Annotated in this window: 18 protein-coding genes; 16 read left to right on the forward strand and 2 right to left on the reverse strand. The window is 64.4% G+C overall.

Going from position 1 to position 19003, the window contains the following annotated elements:
* Positions 1–223: 223 nt before the first annotated feature.
* The 12 genes from N511_RS0123110 (at position 224) to N511_RS0123165 (ending at position 13933) form a co-directional block, all read left to right on the forward strand.
* Positions 224–2305 carry a 3-hydroxyacyl-CoA dehydrogenase NAD-binding domain-containing protein gene (locus N511_RS0123110; protein WP_027681418.1) on the forward strand — a complete coding sequence of 694 codons (2082 nt, stop codon included), beginning with the start codon at positions 224–226 and terminating at the stop codon, positions 2303–2305.
* 39 nt (positions 2306–2344) lie between these two features.
* Positions 2345–2986 carry a bifunctional nicotinamidase/pyrazinamidase gene (gene pncA / locus N511_RS0123115; RefSeq protein WP_027681419.1) on the forward strand — a complete coding sequence of 214 codons (642 nt, stop codon included), beginning with the start codon at positions 2345–2347 and terminating at the stop codon, positions 2984–2986.
* Between the two features lie 58 nt (positions 2987–3044).
* Positions 3045–4223, forward strand: a complete 1179-nt coding sequence (locus N511_RS0123120) for an acetyl-CoA C-acyltransferase (RefSeq protein ID WP_027681420.1) — start codon at positions 3045–3047, stop codon at positions 4221–4223.
* Positions 4224–4385: 162 nt separating this feature from the next.
* A complete protein-coding gene (locus N511_RS0123125; RefSeq protein ID WP_027681421.1) occupies positions 4386–6254 on the forward strand; it encodes an acyl-CoA dehydrogenase in 1869 nt (622 codons plus the stop codon).
* A 23-nt stretch (positions 6255–6277) separates the two neighbouring features.
* On the forward strand, positions 6278–7060 hold the full coding sequence (locus N511_RS0123130) for an SDR family oxidoreductase (RefSeq protein WP_012762008.1): 783 nt from the start codon (positions 6278–6280) through the stop codon (positions 7058–7060).
* A gap of 32 nt (positions 7061–7092) precedes the next feature.
* A complete protein-coding gene (locus N511_RS0123135; protein WP_027681422.1) occupies positions 7093–7527 on the forward strand; it encodes a PaaI family thioesterase in 435 nt (144 codons plus the stop codon).
* Between the two features lie 89 nt (positions 7528–7616).
* Positions 7617–9020, forward strand: coding sequence for a serine hydrolase domain-containing protein (locus N511_RS0123140; protein WP_027681423.1), 1404 nt, complete (start codon positions 7617–7619; stop codon positions 9018–9020).
* Positions 9021–9064: 44 nt separating this feature from the next.
* On the forward strand, positions 9065–10075 hold the full coding sequence (locus tag N511_RS0123145) for an NADP-dependent oxidoreductase (RefSeq protein WP_027681424.1): 1011 nt from the start codon (positions 9065–9067) through the stop codon (positions 10073–10075).
* A 97-nt stretch (positions 10076–10172) separates the two neighbouring features.
* Complete coding sequence (locus N511_RS0123150; protein WP_027681425.1) at positions 10173–11021, forward strand: class II aldolase/adducin family protein; 849 nt, start codon at positions 10173–10175, stop codon at positions 11019–11021.
* Between the two features lie 27 nt (positions 11022–11048).
* Positions 11049–12011 carry a glutathione S-transferase family protein gene (locus tag N511_RS0123155; RefSeq protein ID WP_027681426.1) on the forward strand — a complete coding sequence of 321 codons (963 nt, stop codon included), beginning with the start codon at positions 11049–11051 and terminating at the stop codon, positions 12009–12011.
* Positions 12012–12067: 56 nt separating this feature from the next.
* Positions 12068–12970 (forward strand): SDR family oxidoreductase, encoded by a 903-nt coding sequence (locus N511_RS0123160; protein WP_027681427.1) that lies wholly within the window; start codon positions 12068–12070, stop codon positions 12968–12970.
* Between the two features lie 36 nt (positions 12971–13006).
* A complete protein-coding gene (locus tag N511_RS0123165; protein ID WP_027681428.1) occupies positions 13007–13933 on the forward strand; it encodes an alpha/beta fold hydrolase in 927 nt (308 codons plus the stop codon).
* A gap of 9 nt (positions 13934–13942) precedes the next feature.
* Here the strand turns inward: N511_RS0123165 and N511_RS0123170 are convergent, their stop codons facing one another.
* Entirely contained in the window at positions 13943–15091 is a 1149-nt protein-coding gene (locus N511_RS0123170) for an iron-containing alcohol dehydrogenase (RefSeq protein WP_027681429.1), read from the reverse strand.
* A gap of 110 nt (positions 15092–15201) precedes the next feature.
* Between N511_RS0123170 and N511_RS0123175 the strand changes: the two genes are divergently transcribed.
* From N511_RS0123175 to N511_RS0123185, 3 genes are read left to right on the forward strand one after another with little or no spacing between them, the layout of a single operon-like run.
* On the forward strand, positions 15202–16182 hold the full coding sequence (locus N511_RS0123175) for an alpha/beta hydrolase (protein WP_027681430.1): 981 nt from the start codon (positions 15202–15204) through the stop codon (positions 16180–16182).
* 23 nt (positions 16183–16205) lie between these two features.
* Entirely contained in the window at positions 16206–16643 is a 438-nt protein-coding gene (locus N511_RS0123180; protein ID WP_027681431.1) for an acyl-CoA thioesterase, read from the forward strand.
* Positions 16644–16652: 9 nt separating this feature from the next.
* Positions 16653–17105: a GNAT family N-acetyltransferase gene (locus N511_RS0123185; protein ID WP_027681432.1), complete on the forward strand. Its 453-nt coding sequence runs from the start codon at positions 16653–16655 to the stop codon at positions 17103–17105.
* On the opposite strand, the gene N511_RS0123190 is transcribed toward N511_RS0123185, so the two are convergent.
* On the reverse strand, positions 17095–18000 hold the full coding sequence (locus N511_RS0123190) for a LysR family transcriptional regulator (RefSeq protein WP_027681433.1): 906 nt from the start codon (positions 17998–18000) through the stop codon (positions 17095–17097). The two genes, N511_RS0123185 and N511_RS0123190, sit on opposite strands and share 11 nt — an antisense overlap.
* A 100-nt stretch (positions 18001–18100) precedes the next feature.
* Between N511_RS0123190 and N511_RS0123195 the strand changes: the two genes are divergently transcribed.
* Entirely contained in the window at positions 18101–19003 is a 903-nt protein-coding gene (locus N511_RS0123195; RefSeq protein ID WP_027681434.1) for a sterol desaturase family protein, read from the forward strand.

Here is a 19003-nt window from a genome sequence, read left to right on the forward strand (position 1 = left end):
CGTGCTGCAGCACACGCGTTTGAACCCGCCGGGCCGTGCCGCATCGCCCGCCAGACGGCGCCGTGCAGCGCAAAAATAAAAATTGAACGACCGTGCTATTTTGTGTATTCTGTGTCGAGTCGCGGCCTTACCGCGCGTTAAAAAAACGATACTTAAGAGACAGTTCAACCGCGAGGCACGGTGCGCCTGATCTGCCGGCCCTCGCATCACCAAAGGAACCAGCATGACTGCGGAGTACAAGGTCCAGGACGGCGTTGCCGTCATCACGCTCAGCAACCCGCCCGTCAACGGCCTTGGCCACTCCACGCGCCTGGGCATCGTTGAAGGCATGGTGAAAGCGGGCGACGACGCCAACGTCAAGGCCATCGTCATCACCGGTGCGGGCAAGGCCTTCTCGGGCGGCGCCGATATCCGCGAGTTCAATACCCCCAAGGCCACGCAAGAGCCGACGCTGCACGCTGTCATCAAGGCAGTCGAGTCGAGCAGCAAGCCGGTCGTGGCGGCCATCCATTCGGTGGCGATGGGCGGTGGGCTGGAACTGGCGATGGGCTGCCATTTCCGCGTGGCCGCACCGGGCGCGCAGATCGCGCTGCCGGAAGTGAAGCTGGGCATCCTGCCGGGCGCAGGCGGCACGCAACGTCTGCCGCGCGCCATCGGCTTGGAGCCGGCGCTGAACATGATCGTTTCCGGCAACGCCATCCCGTCGGAAAAGCTGGCAAAGAGCGGCCTGTTCGACCAGATGATCGAAGGCGACCTGATGGCCGGAGCCATCGACTTCGCACTGAAGGCCGCGGCCGAGGGCAAGCTGCCCAAGCTGCGCGATCGCAAGGTCGAGCACGACAACCCACAAGGTTTCCTGCAATTCGCGCGGAACACCGTCGCGGCCGTCGCCAAGAATTTCCCGGCGCCGGGCAAGTGCGTTGACGCCGTGCAGGCCGCCGTGGAAAAGCGTTTTGACGACGGCATCAAGTTTGAGCGTGACCTGTTCATCGAACTGGTGAATACGTCCGAATCGCGCGCACTGCGCCACGCCTTCTTTGGTGAACGCGCTGCGAGCAAGATTCCGGACGTGCCGGAAGACACGCCGGTGCGCAAGGTCGAGAAGGTTGCCGTGATCGGCGCCGGCACGATGGGCGGCGGCATCTCGATGAACTTCCTGAACGCCGGCATTCCGGTGACGATCCTGGAAACCAAGCAGGAAGCGCTGGACCGCGGCGTCGCCACCATCCGCAAGAACTACGAGAACAGCGCCAAGAAGGGCAAGCTCACGCAAGAGAAGGTCGAGCAGCGCATGGCTCTGCTGACCCCGACGCTGTCCTACGACGACATCAAGGACGCCGACCTCGTCATCGAGGCCGTCTTTGAAGAAATGGGCGTCAAGGAAGTCGTATTCAAGAAGCTGGACGAAGTCGTCAAGCAGGGCGCGATCCTGGCGTCGAACACCTCCACGCTGGACGTCGACAAGATCGCCAGCTTCACCAAGCGCCCGCAAGACGTGGTCGGCATGCACTTCTTCAGCCCGGCCAACGTGATGAAGCTGCTGGAAGTCGTGCGCGGCAAGGACACCGCCAAGGACGTGCTGGCCACCGTCATGAAGCTGGCCAAGGCCATCAAGAAGACGGCGGTCGTTTCCGGCGTGTGCGACGGCTTCATCGGCAACCGCATGATCGAGCAATACAGCCGCCAGGCCGGCTACCTGCTAGACGAAGGCGCGCTGCCCGAGCAGGTCGACAAGGCCATCGAAAAGTTCGGCTTTGCCATGGGCCCATTCCGCATGGGCGACCTGGCCGGCAACGACATCGGCTGGGCCATCCGCAAGCGCCGCGCCGTGGACAAGCCGGACATCGTCTATTCGAAGACGGCCGATCTGCTGTGCGAGATGGGCCGTTTCGGCCAGAAGACGGGCGGCGGCTGGTACGACTACAAGGCGGGTGACCGCAAGCCGTATCCGAACCAACAGGTCAACGACATGATCGTCCAGCACTCGAAGGATCTGGGCATCACGCGTCGCAAGATCTCGGACGAGGAAATCGTGGAGCGCCTGGTGTTCGCGCTGGTCAACGAAGGCGCGAAGATCCTGGAAGAGGGCATTGCCTCCAAGGCTTCCGACATCGACATGGTGTACCTGACCGGCTACGGCTTCCCGCTGTTCCGCGGTGGCCCGATGCTCTACGCAGACACCGTCGGCCTGTACAACGTCGCACAAGCCATGCACCGCTACAGCAAGGGCTACCACGGTGAAGCGTGGAAGGTTGCCCCGCTGCTGCAGAAGCTGGCCAATGAAGGCAAGGGCTTTAACGGCTGAATGAACGGCGAATCAACCGACTCACGCGACTGAACCACCATGCAACTGACGCCCACCGATTGCCTGCTGATCATCGACGTGCAGAACGACTTTCTGCCCGGCGGTGCGCTGGCCGTGCCGGACGGCGACCAGGTCATCCCGGTCGTCAACCGGCTCGCCAAGGCATTCGGGCCCGTTGGTCGTACTGTGCTGACGCAGGACTGGCACCCGGCCGAGCACGTGTCGTTCGCGGCCAACCATCCTGGCACGCAGCCGTTCGGCATGATCGACCTGCCATATGGGCAGCAGGTGCTGTGGCCGGTGCATTGTGTGCAGCACAGCGCGGGCGCCGCGCTGGCCGATGGGCTCGACGTGCCGCATGCGCAGTTGATCGTCCGCAAGGGCTATCACCCGCACATCGACAGCTACTCCGCATTCTTTGAAGCGGATCGCAAGACGCCGACCGGCCTGCTGGGCTACCTGCGCGAGCTTGGGGTCAAGCGCGTGTTCTGCGTTGGCCTTGCCACGGATTTTTGCGTGGCATGGTCGGCGCTGGATGCGCGTGCTGCGGGGCTGGACGTCGCTGTCATCGAGGATGCCTGTCGCGCGATCGACCTCAACGGTTCGCTGGCGCAGGCGTGGCAGCGCATGACGGATGCGGGCATCGCGCGGTTGCAGTCGCACACAGTCTTGAACGGATAACGGAATACATCGGGCGCTGCCGAAGCCGCGCCCGCCACCAGATACGAGGAGCAACACCATGACCGAAGCAGTCATCGTTTCCACCGCACGTACCGGCCTGGCCAAGAGCTGGAAGGGCGCCTTCAACATGACGCACGGCGCCACGCTGGGCGGCCATGCGGTTCAGCACGCGATCGAGCGCGCCAAGATCGAGCCGGGCGAAGTGGAAGACATCCTGATGGGCTGTGCGAACCCGGAAGGCGCCACGGGCGCCAACATCGCTCGCCAGATCGCTCTACGTGCCGGCTGCCCCGTGACGGTGCCGGGCGCGACCGTCAACCGCTTCTGCTCCTCGGGCCTGCAGACCATCGCCATGGCCGCGCAGCGCGTGATTGCCGATGAAGGCGACATCTTCGTGGCTGGCGGCGTGGAATCCATCTCGTGCGTGCAGCAGGAGATGAACCGCCACATGATGACCGAAGGCTGGCTCAACAAGCACAAGCCGGAAATCTACTGGAGCATGCTGCAGACCGCCGAGAACGTCGCCAAGCGCTACAACATCGCCAAGGAGCGCATGGACGAATATGGCGTGCAAAGCCAGCAGCGTGCAGCCGCTGCTGCTGCGGCCGGCAAGTTCAACGACGAAATCGTTCCGATGACCACGGTGATGGGCGTGGCTGATGCCAAGACCGGCCAGCTCATGACGCGCGAAGTCACGATCTCGGCAGACGAAGGCATCCGCGCTGACACCACGCTCGAAGGCGTGTCGAAGATCCGCACGGCCATGCCCGGCGGCGTGATCACTGCCGGCAACGCCAGCCAATTCTCCGACGGCGCATCCGCTGCCGTGGTCATGAATGGCAAGGTGGCCGCTGCCAAGGGCCTGCAGCCGCTGGGCGTGTTCCGCGGTTTTGCCGTGGCCGGGTGCGAGCCGGACGAAATGGGCATCGGCCCCGTCTTTGCCGTGCCCAAGCTGCTGAAGAAGGCCGGCCTGAAGGTGGAAGACATCGGCCTGTGGGAACTGAATGAAGCGTTTGCCGTGCAAGTGCTGTATTGCGCTGACAAGCTCGGCATCCCGATGGACCGCCTGAACGTCAACGGCGGCGCCATCGCCGTGGGCCACCCGTACGGCGTGTCGGGTGCGCGCCTGGTCGGCCACGCGCTGATCGAAGGCAAGCGCCGCGGCGTCAAGTACGTGGTCGTGACCATGTGCATCGGCGGCGGCCAAGGCGCAGCCGGCCTGTTCGAGGTGCTCTAAACAGACAGGCTCCCGCTCAAAACGGGAGCCTGTTTTGTTTCTGCCAGAGCTGGCTTGATCGCCATCTCGGGCGCGCCTTTCTTTGCTTACTTTCTTTGGCAAGACAAAGAAAGTGAGTCGGGCCCAGGCAGGGCACGAAACACAGGATGCACCACCAACATCATGTCCTCGAAACTGCTATCCCGCCGCGACCTCAGCTTCCTGCTCTACGAATGGCTCAACGTCGAATCGCTCACGCGCATTCCGCGTTACGCAGACCACTCCCGCGAAACCTTCGACGCCGCACTCGACACCTGCGAGCGGATCGCAACGGATCTGTTTGCTCCGCATAACAAGAAAAACGACCAAGAAGAACCGCACTTCGACGGCAACAAGGTCCACATCATTCCGGAGGTGAAGGTCGCGCTGGACGCCTTCAACAAGGCGGGCTTGATGGCAGCCGGGCAGGACTTCGAACGCGGCGGCATGCAGCTGCCGACCGTGGTCGAGAAAGCCGGTTTCGGTTTCTTCAAGGCCGCCAACGTCGGCACCAGCTCCTACCCGTTCCTCACCATCGGCAACGCGAATCTGCTGCTTGCGCATGGCACGCCCGCGCAGATCGAAACGTTTGTACAGCCCGAGATGGAAGGCCGCTTCTACGGCACGATGTGCCTGTCGGAGCCGCAGGCCGGTTCGTCGTTGTCGGACATCGTCACGCGCGCGGAATACGAAGGCGATTCGCCGCTCGGCGCGCAATACCGTTTGACCGGCAACAAGATGTGGATCTCCGCCGGCGAGCATGAACTGTCGGAGAACATCGTCCACCTCGTGCTGGCGAAGATTCCCGGGCCGGACGGCAAGCTGATTCCCGGCGTGAAGGGCATTTCGCTGTTCATCGTGCCGAAGTTCCTCGTCAATGCGGATGGCTCGCTCGGCGAACGCAACGACGTGGTCCTCGCCGGCCTGAACCACAAGATGGGCTATCGCGGCACGACCAACTGCCTGCTGAACTTTGGCGAGGGCACGCAGTTCCGGCCAAAGGGCGCAGACGGCCAGCCGCGCGCCGGCGCCATCGGCTACCTCGTCGGCGAGCCGCACAAGGGCCTCGCGTGCATGTTCCACATGATGAACGAGGCGCGCATCGGCGTCGGCATGGGCGCGACGATGCTTGGCTACACGGGATATCTGCATGCGGTCGACTACGCGCGCAATCGCCCGCAGGGGCGTCCGGTCGGGCCGTCGGGCAAGGATGCCGCGTCTGCGCAGGTCCGCATCGTCGATCACGCCGACGTGCGTCGCATGCTGCTTGCACAAAAGGCCTACGTGGAAGGCGCGCTCGGCCTGAACCTGTATTGCGCCAAGCTCGTCGATGAAGAGCGCGGTGAAACCGACGCGGCCAAACGCGCCAAACTCGGTCTGCTGCTCGACATCCTGACGCCGATTGCCAAGAGCTGGCCGTCGCAGTGGTGTCTGGAGGCCAACAGCCTGGCGATCCAGGTGCACGGCGGTTACGGCTACACGCGCGAATACAACGTCGAACAGTTTTACCGCGACAACCGCCTGAATCCGATTCACGAAGGCACGCACGGCATCCAGGGCCTGGACCTGCTGGGCCGCAAGGTCGTGATGCAGGACGGCGCTGCGTTCGCCGCGCTGGGTGAGCGTGTGCAGGCCACCGTCGGCCGCGCGTTGGAAACCGACGACGAAACGCTGGTCGGCTACGGCCGCGCACTCGGCATGGCGACGCAGAAACTGGCCAAGGTCACGCAGACGCTGTGGGCCGCTGGCGACCCGCGCGTGACGCTGGCGAATGCCTCCGTCTATCTGGAAGCGTTCGGCCACGTGGTCGTCGCGTGGATCTGGCTGGAGCAGGCGCTGGCCGCCGCCAAGGCATTGCCGAACGCCCAAGGCGAAGACGCCGATTTCTACCGCGGCAAGCTGCAGGCCGCACGCTATTTCTTCCAGTGGGAACTGCCGAAGATCGACCCGCAGATCGTGCTGCTGGGCTCGCTCGACACGACCACGCTGGACATGCAGGACGCCTGGTTCTAACTACGACAACGACTGGAGACACCATGGGTACGCTGAAACACCTCTTCGATCTTTCCGGCAAGACGGCGCTGATCACCGGCGGCTCGCGCGGGCTTGGCCTGCAGATTGCCGAGGCACTGGGCGAGCAGGGCGCGCGCATCGTCTTGTCTGCCCGCAAGGCCGATGAGCTGAAGGAGGCGCAGGCGCACCTGAAGTCACTTGGCATCGAGGCGGACTGGATTGCCGCCGACGGCGCCGTCGAAGCCGACATCCAGCGCCTGGCCGATGAGGCGCTGGCCAAGCTCGGCCACGTCGACATTCTCGTCAACAACGCGGGCGCGACGTGGGGCGCACCGGCAGAAGACCACCCAGTCGAAGCGTGGGACAAGGTGATGAACCTGAACATCCGCGGGCTGTTCCTGCTCACGCAGCAGATCGGCAAGCGTTCGATGATCCCGCGCAAGTACGGAAAGATCGTCAACGTGGCATCGATTGCGGGCCTGAAGGGCAATCCGCCGGGCTCGCTGGACACGATTGCCTACAACACCAGCAAGGGCGCGGTGGTCAACTTCACGCGCGCGCTGGCGGGCGAGTGGGGCGAGCACAACATCACCGTCAACGCGATTGCGCCGGGCTTCTTCCCCTCGAAGATGACGCGCGGCTCGCTGGAAAAGCTCGGCGTGGACAAGCTGACGGAAAAATCCCCGCTGCACCGCATTGGCGACGATGAAGACCTGAAAGGCGTGGCCGCGCTGTTTGCGTCGGATGCGTCCAAGCACATCACCGGCCAGATCCTCGCCGTCGACGGCGGCGTGAGCGTGGTCTAATTTCGGCTGCTTCTCACTCTTTCTGACGCAGCATGAACGCAGACAACAACGGTTTTCCGATCGACATTCCTTTCCTGAAGCTTCTCGGCATGCGCTGCCTGAAGGTGGCCGACGGCGAGGGCGTGGTCGAACTCGCCCTCGAAGCGCAGCACATGAACAGCTGGGAAATGGCCCACGGCGGCGTGACGATGACGATGCTCGACGTCGCCATGGCCATGGCCGGGCGCTCGGCCGACGTGCATGGCCGCGGCGTGGTGACCATCGAGATGAAGACGGCGTTCATGCAGCCCGGGCGCGGCACCCTCAAGGCGAGCGCGCGTTGCGTGCATCAGTCCACGACCATGGCGTTCTGCGAAGGCGAGGTGCGCGATGCAGATGACAAGCTCGTCGCACGCAGCTCGGGCACGTTCAAGTTCGTCAAGCGCATGCCACCGCCGCGCACGCCCGAACCCGGTGCGGACGGCTGACGCGTCAACACCGCAATTGCTGTACCCGAGTACCCAGTTGCACACCGGACAGCGTCCGGCACACAAGAAGAGCAACCACGGAGACAACCATGCAACAACCCGCGCGGCGGACGGCGTCCGCCCTTGCCGTCACTCTGCTTTGCTGCACCGGACTGATCATGACCTTGGAAGGATGCGCCTCCAGCTCCGCGCCTGCTGCCGCGCCGGCCGCTGACACGAAAACCACGGTGCAGGCGCCGCCCGCACCGACACCGCCGATGCAGAAGCCGTTGACGGCCGACGAATCCGACCCGAACAAGATGGGCTGGATGCAGGGCTTCCCACCGCCGCCCGATCGCACGATCCGTTTTGATCTGGCGGGCAACATGTTCCCGCGCACGCGCTACGGCTACAGCCACGTGCGCGAGTTCGTGCCGACGCGCGTGGTCTGGCACGGCGACGGCCCGGTCAGCAAGTTGCCGCGTGCCGAGCGCGATATCAGCGGCGTGCTGTTTACGGATCCGAACGGCACGCGCCGTACGTTTGCCGAGGCGCTCAAGCTGACCTACACCGACGGCATCCTCGTCATGCACAAGGGCAAGGTGATCTACGAGCGCTACTTTGGCGCGCTCGATGCACATACGCAGCACATCGCCATGTCGGTCACGAAATCGTTTGTCGGCACGCTGGCCGCCATGCTGGTGGCGGACGGCAAGCTCGACCCTGCAGCGCCCGTGACGCAATACGTGCCGGAGCTGAAGGACACCGCCTACGGGGACGCCACCGTGCGCCAGGTCATGGACATGACCGTGGGCGTGCGTTACTCAGAAAACTATGCCGACCCGAACGCCGACGTCTGGGCCTACGCCCGCGCCGGCGGCATGCTGCCGCGTCCCGCTGGTTACAAGGGCCCGGACAATTTCTACGACTACCTGACGACGCTGCGCAAGGAAGGCGAGCACGACGCGGAGTTCTCGTACAAGACCGTCAACGCGGAAACACTGGCGTGGATCGTGCGCCGTGCGTCGAACAAATCGCTGGCGGCGCTGCTGTCCGAGCGCATCTGGCAGCCGATGGGCGCACAGGACGATGCGTACTTCTCAGTCGACAGCATCGGTACGGAATCGGGAGGCGGTGGCCTGAACACCACGCTGCGCGACCTGGCGCGCTTTGGCGAGATGATCCGCAACGACGGCCGCTTCAACGGCAAGCAGATTCTGCCCAAGAGCGTGATCGACGACATTCGCCGCGGCGGCGATCCGGCCAAGTTTGCCAAGGCAGGCTACGCGACGCTGCCCGGCTATTCGTATCGCAACATGTGGTGGGTTTCGGGCAATGACCATCACACGTTCGAAGCGCGCGGCATCCATGGCCAGCGCATCTATATTGATCCGGTGGCCCAGATGACGATCGTGCGCTATGCCTCGCACCCGGTCGCTGCCAATGCTGCCAATGACCCGGTCACGCATCGCGCCTATGCGGCGCTGGCCGAGTACTTCATGCAACACAAGTAACAACCTGACCCAACACCGATATCCGATATTCAGGAGCGTTTTTCATGTCGAAGACCTATCAGCGCATCGTTCTGGCTTCGCGCCCGCAAGGGGCCGTGACGCCCGACAATTTCCGCCTGGAGACGGTGGACCTCCCCGAGCTGCAGGACGGCCAGGTACTGGTGCGCAACCATTTCCTGTCGCTCGATCCGTACATGCGCGGCCGCATGAACGACAGCAAGTCGTATGCGCAACCGCAGCCGCTGGATGAAGTGATGATCGGCGGCACGGTGGGCGTGGTGGAAGCATCCAGGAACCCGTCCTTTGCTGTGGGCGATGCCGTGGTCGGCATGTTCGGCTGGCAGGAAGTGGGCGTGTCGGACGGGCGCGGCATTCAGAAAGTTGATACGCGCCACATTCCGCTGTCGGCGTATCTCGGTTCGGTCGGTATGCCGGGCGTGACGGCGTGGTACGGCCTGAACAAGATCATGCATCCGAAGCCCGGCCAGACCGTGGCGGTAAGCGCCGCTTCCGGCGCCGTGGGCAGCGTGGTCGGCCAGCTTGCCAAGCTCAAAGGCTGCCGCGTGGTCGGCTTTGCCGGCGGCAAGGACAAGTGCGATTACGTGGTCAACGAACTCGGCTTTGATGCCTGCATCGACTACAAGGCCGCGAAGGACCCGAAGGAGCTGTACAAGATGCTCAAGGAAGCGACGCCCGACGGCATCGATTCGTACTTCGAGAACGTCGGTGGCGCGATCCTGGATGCGGTGCTCTCGCGCATGAACGCGTTCGGCCGCATCGCCATGTGCGGCATGATCGCCGGCTACGACGGTCAGCCGCTGCCGCTGCAGAACCCGCAGTTGATCCTGGTGTCGCGCCTGACCATCGAAGGCTTCATCGTCTCCGAGCACATGGACGTGTGGCCTGAAGCACTGCGCGAGCTGGGCGGTTTCGTGGCGCAGGGCAAGCTGAAGTTCCGCGAGAGCGTGGCGCAGGGCCTGGCGAGCGCACCGGAAGCGTTCATAGGCCTGCTCAAAGGCAAGAACTTCGGCAAACAACTCGTCAAGCTGGTTTGAGCTGAGCTGCACGCGGACTGTCAATCGCTTGACAGTCCGCCGGGCGAGGGCCGCCACAGAATGGCCCCACCCACAACAAACGCGTGAAGGAGACACCATGAACGCACCTGAAACCACGCAAGCGAAGCGGCCCGACAGCATGGCCGCCAGCCTCAGCCCCGAGGCCGCTGCCCGCTATCGCAACCTGCCGCGTCCGCCGCAATTTGCCACCGTGGCCGAAGAGCGTCTGCATCGCAAACAGCGCCTGGCGGCAGCGTTCCGGCTGTTCTCCAAATTCGGTTTCGACGAAGGCGTGGCCGGGCACATCACGGCGCGCGATCCGGAGCATCAGGACAGCTTCTGGGTCAACCCGTTCGGCGTGCATTTCGGCCAGGTGACGGTGTCGAACCTGATTCGCTGCGATCACCACGGCAACGTGGTGGAAGGCGATTACCCGGTCAACGCCGCCGCGTTTGCGATTCACTCGCGCGTGCATCAGGCACGGCCCGATGCGGTGGCCGCTGCGCACTCGCACAGCACGTACGGCCGCGCGTGGTCGACACTCGGCCGCAAGCTCGATCCGCTTACGCAAGACGTGTGTGCCTTTTATGGCGACCATGCCGTGTATGACGATTTCGGCGGCGTGGTGGTCGAGCTGGACGAAGGCCAGCGCATTGCAGAAGCGCTGGGCGACAACAAGGCCGCCATCCTGCAAAACCACGGCCTGCTGACGGTGGGCAAGACGGTCGACGAGGCCGCGTGGTGGTTCATCACGATGGAGCGCTCCTGCCAGGTGCAGTTGCTGGCCGAAGCCGCTGCCGCCCGCACCGGCGATGCACCGCGCACGATTTCCGATGCCGCTGCCCGGCAGGCGTACTCGATCGTCGGATCGGCGCAGGCGGGGTGGTTCCAGTTCCAGCCGCTGTATGCGCGCATCGTCAAAGAACAACCCGATCTGCTCGACTGATCGGCAACGCACATTTCTGGAGCCCGCATGACGGACTTGATCCTGCATCACTACGCCACCTCGCCGTTTTCTGAGAAGGTGCGTTTGATCCTCGGCTACAAAGACCAGCCGTGGAAGTCCGTCACGGTGCCGCCGATCTTGCCCAAGCCCGATGTGATGCCGCTCACCGGCGGCTACCGGCGCACGCCGTTCCTGCAGATCGGCGCCGACATCTACTGCGATACGGCGCTGATCGCGCAGGTGCTCGAATCGATTCATCCGCTGCCGCGGCTCGTGCCGTCCGAACATGCAGCGGCGGTGTTCGCCATGGCGCAGTGGGCCGATACGACGCTGTTCTGGGCCACGGCGACATTCGTGACGCAGCCGGCGGGCTTTCAAAGCCTGTTCGGCGATGCGCCGGAAGCCTTCGTCAAAGCCTTCGTGGAAGACCGCAAGGCGATGCGTGTGGGCGGTACCGGCTTGCGCACGCCACTGCCGGAAGCCACCTCCACGCTGAATGTCTTTCTGGCACAACTGCAGCGCCAGCTGGCCACGGGTGAACGCATCTTCTTGTTTGGCGAGCAGCCGACCGTGGCCGACTTTTCCGTCTACCACTGCCTGTGGTTCATCCGCCGCGCGACGGCGGTGGCGGGCGTTCTCGATGCGCACCCCGAAGTGGTGGCGTGGATGCATCGCGTTGCCTCGTTCGGCCACTCGCAGGCGCAACCGATGACGTCGGCCGAGGCGCTGGACATTGCCAAGGCCGCCACGCCGCATGCGCTGACGGAACCTGAAGCGAAGGCCACCTTCGACGACAGCTACGGCCTGCCCAAAGGCACGCGCGTGACGGTGGCGGCAGTCGACTACGGCGTAGACCCGGTCGAAGGAGACCTCGTCGTCTCCACGCGCGACAGCGTCGGCGTGCTGCGCGAAGATGCGCGCGTCGGCCAGGTGGTGGTGCATTTTCCGCGCGTGGGCTATGCCGTGCGCAAGGTCGAGGCGGCAGGCTGACACGGCTTTGCCATCTCGATCGCCTTTCCTACTACAACGACATCAGTGAGACACGTATGAAGCAATTCGCAGGCGGTGTGGCCGTCATCACGGGCGGTGCGTCGGGTTTCGGCAAGGAATTCGCCAAGATCGGCGCGGGGTTGGGCATGAAGCTGGTGCTGGCCGATATCCAGCAGGATGCGCTGGATGCCGCCGTGGCGGAGTTCTCGGCGCAGGGCGTGGAAGTGATCGGCCTGCGTGTCGACGTGTCGAAGGTGGAAGACGTCCAGGCGCTGGCCGATGCAGCCATCAAGACATTCGGCAAGGTCAACCTGCTGTTCAACAACGCCGGCGTGGGCGCGGGCGGCCTGATCTGGGAAAACTCCGAGCGTGACTGGGATTGGGTGCTCGGCGTGAACCTGCACGGCGTCATCCACGGTGTCCGCATCTTCACCCCGCTGATGCTCGAAGCCGCGAAGAAGGATCCGTCGTACGAGGGCCATATCGTCAATACAGCGTCGATGGCGGGGCTGCTGAATGCGCCGGCCATGGGCATCTACAACGTGTCCAAGCACGCGGTGGTGGCGCTGTCCGAATCGCTGTACCAGGACTTGAGCCTGGCCACCGAACAGATCCATTGCTCGGTGCTGTGCCCGTACTTCGTGCCGACCGGCATCACGCAGTCTGACCGCAACCGCCCACAGGATCTGGCGAACACGGCGCCGCCCACCAAGTCGCAGCTCGTTTCGCGCGCCATGTCGGAAAAGGCGGTCAGCTCCGGCAAGGTCACCGCCGAGCAGGTCGGCCAGATGACTTTCGATGCAATCCGCAACGCGGGCTTCTACATCTATTCGCATCCGCACGCGCTGGCGCCCGTGCAGCATCGCTTTGAAGACATCATCTCGCAGCGCAATCCGTCCGATCCGTTTGAAGGCAAGCCGGACGTGCGCGCGCGTCTGGTCGATGCGCTGCGCGGGTAACTCCATCTCCACGACTGCCACAACGCCGAGATCGCCATGAACACTGCAACGGCTGCCGCCATCACGGAATCGCAATTCGCCGATCTGCCCAACGGCACGCGGCTGCATTACGCCAGCGCCGGCAAGCGTGGCGCGCCGCTGATGCTGTTCGTGCACGGCTTTCCGGAATTCTGGTACGAGTGGGAAGCGCAACTGGCTGCCTTTGGCGACACGCACTTTGCCGTAGCGCCCGACATGCGCGGCTATAACCTGTCGAGCAAGCCGGCTGCGGTAGATGCGTATCGCCCGAAACTGCTGGTGCAGGATCTGACGCAGTTCATCACGGCGCTGGGCTATGAGCGTGCGGTTGTGGTCGCGCATGACTGGGGCGGGGCGATCTGCTGGAACCTCGCCATTCAGCATCCGGAGTTGGTCGAGCGGCTGGTGATCGTCAATTCGCCGCACCCTTGGGTGTTTGCGAATGCGCTGCTGAGCGATCCGGCGCAGCAGGCCTCGTCGGCGTATATGAACTGGCTGCGCAAGCCGGGCTCGGAGGAGGCGCTGGCCGCCAACGACTTCGAAAAGCTTGAGGGCTTCTTCAGCGGCATGGGCCAGCCCGTGGCTGAATGGTTCACGCCCGAGGTGCGGGCGCGCTATCACGCGGCCTGGAGCCAGCCGGGCGAGGGCGGCTCGCATAGCCTGACAGGCGGCGTGAACTATTACCGCGCATCGCCGCTGCACCCGCCCACCGAAGGCACGGCGCCGCTGCGCATCGACCAGATGCCGCCCGAGGCGTTTGTCGTTAAAGTGCCCACACTCGTGATCTGGGGCGAGATGGACATGGCGCTGCCGAAAAGCCTGCTCAACGGGCTGGAACGCTTCATTCCGGACATGCGCCTCGAGCGCATTCCCGACGGCACGCACTGGGTCGTGCACGAACAACCGGAGCGCGTTACCGCGCTGATTCGGTCGTTCGTTTCCTGAGCGCCTGGGTTACATCGATTCCGCCAGCATGCGGCGGTAGTCGTCCGCCGTGGCAATGCGCGGGTTGGTCTTGTGGCAGTGGTCGAGCAGGGCGCCTTCCACGACATGTTCCAGCGCATCTTCGGGCACGCCCATCTGGCGCAGGCCGGTCGGCAGGCCCAGACGCGCCGTCAGGTCATGCACGGCCTGGGCGAGGTCAGCGCCCGCCGGCAGGTTCATCACGCGGCGCATGCGGGCGTAGCGGTTGTCGCGCACCACCGTCTCGGCCGTTTCGTTGAAGCGCAGCACGGCCGGCAACACCACCGCATTCAGCGTGCCGTGATGCAGCCCCGTCTTGCCGTCGACCTTCACGCCGCCCAGCGGGTGCGACAACGAATGCACGCATCCCAAGCCCTTCTGAAACGCCATCGCGCCCTGCATCGACGCGCTCATCATGTTCAGGCGCGCATCGCGGTCAGCGCCATCGCGCGTGGCACGTTCGATGTTGGCCCATGCGCGCTCCAAACCATCCAGGGCGATGCCGTCCGCAGGCGGGTTGAACGCCGGCGCCAGGAAGGTCTCGATGCAGTGCGCGATCGCGTCCATGCCGGTGGCGGCCGTCAGCGCGGGCGGCAGGCCCAGCGTCAGTTCCGCATCGCAGATGGCCGACTTGGGTAGCAGGTGCCACGAGTGGAAGCCGAGCTTGCGGCCGTCTTCCAGGATGATGATCGCGCCGCGCGCCACCTCGCTGCCGGTACCAGCCGTGGTGGGAATCGCAATCAGCGGCGCCGCCGCTTCCGTGATCTTTGTGCTGCCGCCCTCGATGGTCGCGTAGGTGGTGAGCGGCTCCGGATGCGTGGCCGCAATGGCGATGCCCTTGGCCAGGTCAATCGACGAGCCGCCGCCAATGGCGATCAGCCCGTCGCAGCCGGTGTCCTTGTACTGCGCCGTGGCCTTCAGCACCATCGCCTCGGTCGGGTTGGAAGGCGTTTCGTCGAACACGGTGACGGGCAGGCCGCCCGTGGCGTCAATGGCGCGCTGTGCGAGTCCTGCGGCGGCCACGCCCTTGTCGGTCACGATCATCGGCCGGCGGATGCCGACGCGTGCGCATTCGCTTTTCAGTTCGTTGACGGTGCCGAAACCGAGGTGAACGTGGGTGAGGTAAAAGATGAGGGCCATGCTGTCTCCGGAGGGTGTTTGCCTGCGTCGCCCGTCTTGTCGCGCGGGCGTGGTTCAATGGATACTCCGATGATAGCCAAATTAGAACGATCGTTCAGTTCCCGCCCCGCATGCAGCACCCATCTCTCGACCCGCACGTTGCCCAGTTGCTCGATCTGGTGGCGCGTGCCAAGCGTCCGCCGCTGAACGCCCTTGACCCAGCCGACGCCAAGATCGCCTACGAAAAAAGCAGCCCCATCGTCGATATCCCGGCCATCCCGCTGGAGGCCGTGCACGACCTGACGGTGCCGGCGCGCGACGGCCATGCCATCCCCGTTCGCACATACGCGGCGCGTGAGGCCAGTTGGGCCGATCCGCTGCCGTTGCTGGTGTATTTCCACGGCGGCGGTTTTACGGTAGGCAGCATCAAGACGCACGACCAGCTTTGCCGGTCGCTGGCGGCCAAATCGGGCGCGATGGTGTTGTCGGTGGACTACCGGCTTGGCCCCGAGTGGAAATTCCCCACCGCAGCGAACGACGCATTCGACGTGCTGCAGTGGGTGTTCGACGAAGCCGCCACCATCGGCGCCGACCCGGCGCGCATCGCGTTCGGCGGCGACAGCGCGGGCGGAACGCTGGCCGCAGTGACCGCCATCGAGGCACGCAATCGCGGCCTGGCGCCGGTGCTGCAATTGCTGATCTATCCGGGCACCACCGCACGCGAATCCACGCCGTCGCACCGCGAGTTTGCCGAGGGCTACCTGCTGACGCACGAGATGATCCGCTGGTTCTTCTCGCAATACCTGCGCAGCGATGCCGACCGCGACGACTGGCGTTTCGCCCCGCTCGATGCAGGCGGCCACGGCGCGGACGTGACCGGCGTATGCCCCGCATGGATTGCGGTGGCGGGCTTCGACCCGATCCGCGATGCCGGCATCGGCTACGCCAACAAGCTGCGCGCAGCCGAGGTGCCGGTCGAGCTGAAACTGTACGAAGGCATGATTCACGACTTCTTCAAGATCGGGCGCTTCGTGCCGGCCGTGGAAGACGCGCACCGCGACGCCGCCAACGCGCTACGCCGCGCCTTCGGCACCGAGACCGAATCCCCATAACCAGAGCAAAGAAAGGAGACCGCATGGCGATCGAGGATTTCCGCCACAGCACACCCCTGCGCGTACGCTGGGCCGAAGTCGATGCGCAGAGCATCGTCTTCAACGGCCACTACCTGCTGTACGCCGATGTGTGCATCACCGAATACTGGCGCAGCATCGGCGTGCGGTATCCGGTGGATGTGGTCGATACCTTCGGCGTGGATTTCTACGTGGTCAAATCCACGCTCGAATACCACGCCTCCGCGCGCTTTGACGACGAGCTGGACTTGCGCTGCCGCGTGGCGCGCCTGGGCCGCTCCAGCATCCGCTTTATCATCGAGATGTATCGCGCAGACGAACACCTCGTCAGCGGCGAAGTCATCTACGTGTGTGCCGACCCTGCCACGCAGACCTCCGCGCCGATTCCCGACACGCTGCGCGAGCGCATCCTCAATTTCGAAGTCCTGAAGCCTGAAGTGTGAGAACCGAGCATGACTGCCCCTGAATCTGTCCGCCCGCTTGCCGGTGTTGAAGTTGCCCGCTGGGACGCCGTGCGCGAAGAAGCCCGCGCCATCCGCTACGACGTGTTCGTCACTGAACAAGGCGTGCCCGTTGAACTGGAATGGGACGAATGGGATGACGAGTGCTGGCATGCGCTGGCACACGACACGGCCGGGCGTGCCGTCGCCACGGGCCGCCTGCTGCCTGACGGCCATATCGGCCGCATGGCGGTGCGCAAGGAGGCACGGGGCACGGGCGTCGGGGCGCGCGTGCTGGACGCCTTGATCGACAAAGCGCAGTCGCTGGGCTACCCCGAGCTGATCCTGAACGCGCAAACGCACGCCATGCCGTTCTACGTGCGCGCGGGCTTTACAGCCGAGGGCGAGGAGTTCGAGGAGGCCGGCATTCCGCACCGGACCATGCGCCGCGTGCTTACACGTTGATGCCGTGGGCGGCCCGCACAATCGCTGCGATGGCTGCCTGCGCTGCCGGCGACGCGGTTCTGCCGTGCAGTCGCACAATCCCCGTGGTCGACGGCGGCGATAGCCAACCCTTCACCGCCAGCCGCACCAGCGCGCCGGTTTCCAGCTCCTCCCGCACCGCTGCATCCGTGGCACCGAGCACGGTGTCCGTCGTGAGTGCCACTGTCTTCAATACGCCGTAGTTGTCGCACTCCAACGCGATGCTGGCTTCCTGGCCTGCCGGCAGACCAAGCAGCATCGCCAGCTCCACCTTTGACGGGCTCAGGAGCTTCGGTACCGCAATACCGTATTCCCAGACCTCGCGCAGCGTGTGCGTGTGCCCCGCAAGCGGGTGGCCAGCCCGCACGTACAGGTGAGGGGGCTGGCCGCCGATCGGTTGGATATCCAGCGCAGCGTCTTTCGGCATGTCGCGCACATCGGCGGCAAAGAATTCGATGCTTTCGCTGCGCAGGCTCTCCAGCAGTTGCACCCAATTGCCGACTTCCATGCGCAGCGCGACTTGGGGATGCTGCCGCCGCAGTTCCTGCAGCGCTTGCGGCATCAGCGTGGCCGTCAGGAGCGGCCCGACGCCGAACGCCGTGCCGCCGAGCTGGCTGTCGCGATACAGATCGACATCGCGTTGCAGGCAGCGCGCTTCGAACAACAGGCGCCGCGCACGTTCGATGACGAATTCGCCGGCCGGTGTGGGGCGCACGTCGCCGGTTTCGCGATCGAACAGGCGGATGCCGAGATCCTCCTCGATCGCCTGGATGCTGCGGCTGAATGCGGGCTGGCTCAGATGCACCGCCTGCGCGGCCCGCGCGAAGTGCAGCGTGTCGGCGAGGGCAACCACGTGGCTGAGACGTCGCAAATCCATAACGTTGCGTGCTATGCATTGAACGGATGTTCATTATGCATTGGACGCATTGATGTGGCACTCCTAGGCTTGTCTCCACAACAAAAGCGAGGAGACACCAATGAGTTCGCACATGGAGCACGCGCTGATCGTCGCCTGCATCCTTGGATTTGCCGCCATGGAATTCGTGACGCGGCGCTATCAAGCCAACGTGCGCGGCCGCGCCACCGCCAACGATGCGTGGCTGGAAGCGCTGATGTTCATCAGCCTTGTCGCCGTCACGCAGCCGATCGCGCTGCTGGGCAGCAACGCATTGTGCAAGTGGCTCATTCCGGCGCAGCACAACGCCTGGGCCGATCTGCCCTGGTGGGCGATGACCGGGTTGCTGCTCGTTGGCGATGACCTGACGCAATACCTCTGGCACCGCGCCTCGCACACACCGCTGCTGTGGCCGCTGCACCGTGCGCACCACAGCGCGTCGTACATGAGCGTGCGCGTGACGTACCGCAACAACTTCTTCTACTACCTGATGATGCCGGGGCTGTGGATTGGCGGCGTGGCCGTGTACCTCGGCTTTGGGCCGGTCTATGCGGCGTACCTGGTCGTCAAGCTGACCGTCATTGTGGGCGCGCATTGCGCCTGGCCTTGGGATGCGCCGCTATACCGCATCCGCGTACTGCGCCCGCTGATGTGGGTGATCGAGCGGACGATTTCCACACCCGCCACGCACTGGGCGCATCACGCACTCACCAACGCCGACGGCATTGGCCACTACAAAGGCAATTTCGGCAATCTGCTGTTCTTCTGGGATGTGCTGTTCGGCACCGCGCATATCACGCGCAAATATCCCGCCAAGATTGGTCTGCAGGACGACGTGCTGTTCGGCGCCGAGCCGTGGACGGCGCAGATGTTCTATCCGCTGGTGCAGTCCAAGCGCGAACATTCGGCGTTGCGCCCGGGCGGCGCGGCCATCACCGAAATGGAAGTGGATCAGGCCAGCAGCGCTGGGCAGGAAGCGGCCTGA

The organism is Ralstonia sp. UNC404CL21Col, from assembly GCF_000620465.1.
In the GTDB taxonomy this organism is placed as follows: Bacteria; Pseudomonadota; Gammaproteobacteria; order Burkholderiales; family Burkholderiaceae; genus Ralstonia; species Ralstonia flatus.